The sequence below is a fragment of the Salmonella sp. SG203 genome, from assembly GCF_013350575.1.
Lineage (GTDB): Bacteria > Pseudomonadota > Gammaproteobacteria > Enterobacterales > Enterobacteriaceae > Salmonella > Salmonella enterica.
This window is the reverse complement of the sequence record NZ_SNMT01000062.1, coordinates 1-3,535: the sequence shown is the minus strand read 5'-3', so window position 1 is coordinate 3,535 and position 3,535 is coordinate 1. Positions and strand designations below refer to the sequence as shown.

General features: G+C 54.7%; 6 protein-coding genes and 1 pseudogene. All 7 read left to right on the top strand.

Features of this window, described 5'->3' with window-relative positions; translation table 11 throughout:
• The first annotated feature begins 35 nt into the window (after positions 1-35).
• Positions 36-518, top strand: coding sequence for a hypothetical protein (locus tag HV477_RS27680; RefSeq protein WP_175065723.1), 483 nt, complete (start codon positions 36-38; stop codon positions 516-518).
• Positions 518-1,546, top strand: a complete 1,029-nt coding sequence (locus tag HV477_RS27675; RefSeq protein ID WP_175065724.1) for a DUF2184 domain-containing protein — start codon at positions 518-520, stop codon at positions 1,544-1,546. The genes HV477_RS27680 and HV477_RS27675 overlap by 1 nt, the downstream gene beginning before the upstream one ends.
• 3 nt (positions 1,547-1,549) lie before the next feature.
• A complete protein-coding gene (locus HV477_RS27670) occupies positions 1,550-1,897 on the top strand; it encodes a hypothetical protein (protein WP_175065722.1) in 348 nt (115 codons plus the stop codon).
• A gap of 6 nt (positions 1,898-1,903) precedes the next feature.
• Positions 1,904-2,359, top strand: a complete 456-nt coding sequence (locus tag HV477_RS27665) for a DUF4054 domain-containing protein (protein ID WP_175065721.1) — start codon at positions 1,904-1,906, stop codon at positions 2,357-2,359.
• Complete coding sequence (locus HV477_RS27660) at positions 2,353-2,937, top strand: hypothetical protein (RefSeq protein ID WP_175065720.1); 585 nt, start codon at positions 2,353-2,355, stop codon at positions 2,935-2,937. The genes HV477_RS27665 and HV477_RS27660 overlap by 7 nt, the downstream gene beginning before the upstream one ends.
• The gene (locus tag HV477_RS27655) at positions 2,934-3,299 is read left to right on the top strand and encodes a hypothetical protein (RefSeq protein ID WP_175065719.1); all 366 of its coding nucleotides are present in this window, start codon (positions 2,934-2,936) and stop codon (positions 3,297-3,299) included. The genes HV477_RS27660 and HV477_RS27655 overlap by 4 nt, the downstream gene beginning before the upstream one ends.
• Positions 3,284-3,535: pseudogene (locus tag HV477_RS27650) on the top strand (hypothetical protein); the annotation flags it as partial. The gene HV477_RS27655 and the pseudogene HV477_RS27650, both read left to right, overlap by 16 nt.

The window sequence follows — 3,535 nt, the reverse complement described above, 5'->3', positions numbered from 1 at the left end:
TTTCCCCGGTGCAAAACTGAAACGAGGTTACTGATATGAATACTTTTCAGACACACATGAACCAGTACCCGGCACCGGGGATTCCGGGGGCATTTGCCAGTGATAACCCTCACGCCTCATATGTGGCGGGAGAAGGCGCGCTGATTACCGGCCCTGACGGACTGGTTATTGCCCGGTTTGCCTGGGTAACCAAAGGCGTTGCCGCCAATAAGGGAACCGGTGAGCCGGCGGGTTTTGTTCCACGCGACGGGCAGGCTTCTGTTGTGGAATGGCTGGCCGGGGACTCAAACACTATTTACCCGGGACGTGAATGTACCCTGATGGTATCGGGGGACTTCTGGGCGCTGACCACCACCGCTGCGACGGTCGGGCAGAAAGTTTTTGCCTCCCTGACCACCGGGGAGATAGCCACGGGGTCGGCAGGCGCCACGATGGCGGGTTTTGTCGAAACCGGGTTTTCCGTTGCCAGCGCTGCGGCGGCGAAAGAAGTTATTAAGATCAGCACCTGGAGCAAATGATGAATAAATTTAAACAGCATTATGCGACGGTAAGCCGCGACTACGGGATTATCCTTCCCGGTGCGCAGGCTTATCTGCCACAGGAATACGCCGCCGATTACGGACTGGCGATGGACGCGCAGCCTGCGCTGGTCACCGCGGCTAACAGTGGTATCCCTGCATATTTCACCAATTACGTTGAGCCAGAACTGATCCGTGTGCTGGTGACGCCGATGAAAGCCTCTCAGATTCTGGGCGAAACCAAAAAAGGTGACTGGACAACACTGTCTGCACAGTTCCCGATTGCAGAATCGGTCGGGGAAGTGAGTTCCTACGGGGACTACAACAACAACGGGGTGGTAAGCGCAAACGTCAACTGGGTACCGCGTCAAAGTTACCACTTCCAGACGTTTACCGTATGGGGCGAACGTGAGCTGGAAATGTACGGCGCAGCCCGTATTGGCTGGGCGGCTGAGCTGAACGTGGCGTCGGCACTGACGCTGAATAAGTTCCAGAATAAGTCCTATTTCTACGGTATTGCCGGACTGGCGAACTACGGTTTGCTGAATGACCCGTCGTTATCCGCACCGATCACCCCGGATACCGTGGACGGTAAGCTGAAGTGGGACGACAAGGACGGACAGGGCGTGTATGACGATGTCGTGAAGCTCTTTAAACAACTGGTGAAGCAGACTAACGGCCATATTGAGCGTACCGACAAAATGAAGCTGTGCATGTCGCCGCTGGCGGAGGTGAACCTCACCAAGACTAACCAGTACAAGGTTAACGTGTCCGATCTGCTGGCGAAAAACTTCCCGGCGATGACCATTGAAACGGCAGTGGAATACACCTCTGACGCTGGCGAGCTGGTACAGCTTATCGCGGAGCGTCTGGGTGAACAGGATACAGGCTATTGCTCTTTCACTGAAAAAATGCGCGCCCATGCGGTAGTGACTGAATCATCTGCCTGGAAACAAAAAAAATCTGCCGGTACCTGGGGGGCGATTATTCGCCAGCCGCTGGCGTATGCACAAATGCTGGGGGTGTGAGTTATGGCTGAAATGGTAACAGTGGGCTGCAAACTGCCGAATGGCATAGTGCTGGAAGTGGGCCAGAAACGGGTTCAGGTGGCAGGCTGGCGGAATAACGCGGTTAAAATTGTGGGTGGCTATGGTCTGACGCAGGTTGAAAAGGCGTTCTGGGAAGCCTGGCTGGCGGAACATAGTCAACAGCCCTACGTGGAAAACGGCGTTATTTTTGCGCAGGATAAGGTGAACAGCGCTGCCGCGCAGGCTACGGAACAGGAAACCGTTAAATCCGGCCTTGAACCGCTGCCGCAGAAAGATCCGGCTCCGGGCATTAACCGCGATGATGAAGTGATGGGTAAACCTCAGGAGTAAAATGGTATGGGTACGGTAACGTTTGACTGGCAGGCATTTTCGGCCCTTTACCCGGAGTTTTCCGCTGCTGGTCAGGTTGCCGCAGCCGCCCTGTTCGGTAAAGCGACCGCGCTGTACCTGGATAATACGGACGACAGTCCGGTTACCGACCTGAACGAGCGGGAACAGCTTTTGTTCCTGCTGGTTGCTCACCAGTGCGCGTTGCGTGGATTCGGCAAAAGCGGTGACGGACAGGCCGGACTGGTGGGACGTATCACCAGTGCGTCGGAAGGTTCCGTTTCCGTCTCCGTGGACAATAGCGGCAGTAACGATGCGTCGTGGTGGTATCTCCAGACACCTTACGGTGCTGACTACTGGCAGGCGACGGCACCGTACCGTTCAATGCAGTATCATTCCGGCGGCTCCCCTTCGCGTTATCCGGGGCATTATTACCGGGGATACGGGAGGGGGCGTCGATGGTAAACAAAGTCACGGGCGGCAAACAGTTCAGGCAGAAGCTGAAACAGGCCGCAGATAACCTTAAATCGGGCAAAAGCCTCAAAGTGGGTTTTCTTGAAGGGGCAACCTACCCCGACGGTACGCCGGTGGCGTATATCGCCGCCATTAACGAGTTTGGCGGTAGTGCGATTATACCCGCTCGCGAGCAGACGCTTCACTTTCGCTATAACGAAAAAACGGGAGAAATCGGGCACCGCTTTGTCAAATCCGGTAAGGGTAATTTTGCTCAGGATGTGGTTATTCCTGAACACACGGTCACCATTCCACCCCGTCCGTTCTTCCGTAAGATGATTGAACATAAAAGTCCCGAATGGGGCGAAAAAATGGTGACATTATTACGGGCGAATGATTTTGATACCGCGACCGCTCTGGTGTACATGGGGGAGCATATCAAAGGGCAGTTGCAGATGTTTATTCGCGACTGGAAAAGGCCGCCCAACGCCGCATCCACTGTCCGGCAAAAGGGCTTTAACAACCCGCTTATTGAAACCGGTCATATGATGGACAGTGTCGATTATTCTGTTGACGGGGGCAAGAAATGAACCTCCACGGTATTGTTTCCGGCGCGGTACGCCGGGTAAATCCTTATACGGACGCTCTGGTTTATCGCTCGCGCGGGAGTACACAGCAGACGGATTATTCCCGCGTGCCTGAGTATGAAGATCCGGTTCCCGTCAGGGTACAAAAACAGGCCGTCACCCAGGCGGATTTACGCCATCTCGACAATCTGAACCAGCAGGGTGTTTTCGCCACACTGTACACCGAAGGCAACTGGTGCGGGATTAACCGTACCCGGCAGCAGGGCGGCGACAAGTTCGTTATTGGCGATGAAACGTGGCTGGTGGTTGAGGTACCGGAAATCTGGCCGGACTGGACGAGGGTTATTGTATGTCTTCAGGTGTGACCCTCTCCGTTACGGAAAGCGATCTTTATCAGGCCCTCGGTGATTATCTCCGGGGGCTTTTTTCTGATGCCGGGATTGAACGAACACAGCAGAACCTGGTTCCGATGCCTCAGGGGGACTTCATTACCATGACAGGTATTGATGTTACCGGATTATCCACTGCGGTAGTGACATATTCTGCGCCGGAACAGGCAGGGGAAGGCTCTCAGCATATTACCCGTACCACAAAATGGCGT

Coding starts and splice junctions, on each gene's coding strand:
- HV477_RS27680 (WP_175065723.1), top strand. CDS start 36: ATGAATACTTTTCAGACACACATGAACCAGTACCCGGCACCGGGGATT.
- HV477_RS27675 (WP_175065724.1), top strand. CDS start 518: ATGAATAAATTTAAACAGCATTATGCGACGGTAAGCCGCGACTACGGG.
- HV477_RS27670 (WP_175065722.1), top strand. CDS start 1,550: ATGGCTGAAATGGTAACAGTGGGCTGCAAACTGCCGAATGGCATAGTG.
- HV477_RS27665 (WP_175065721.1), top strand. CDS start 1,904: ATGGGTACGGTAACGTTTGACTGGCAGGCATTTTCGGCCCTTTACCCG.
- HV477_RS27660 (WP_175065720.1), top strand. CDS start 2,353: ATGGTAAACAAAGTCACGGGCGGCAAACAGTTCAGGCAGAAGCTGAAA.
- HV477_RS27655 (WP_175065719.1), top strand. CDS start 2,934: ATGAACCTCCACGGTATTGTTTCCGGCGCGGTACGCCGGGTAAATCCT.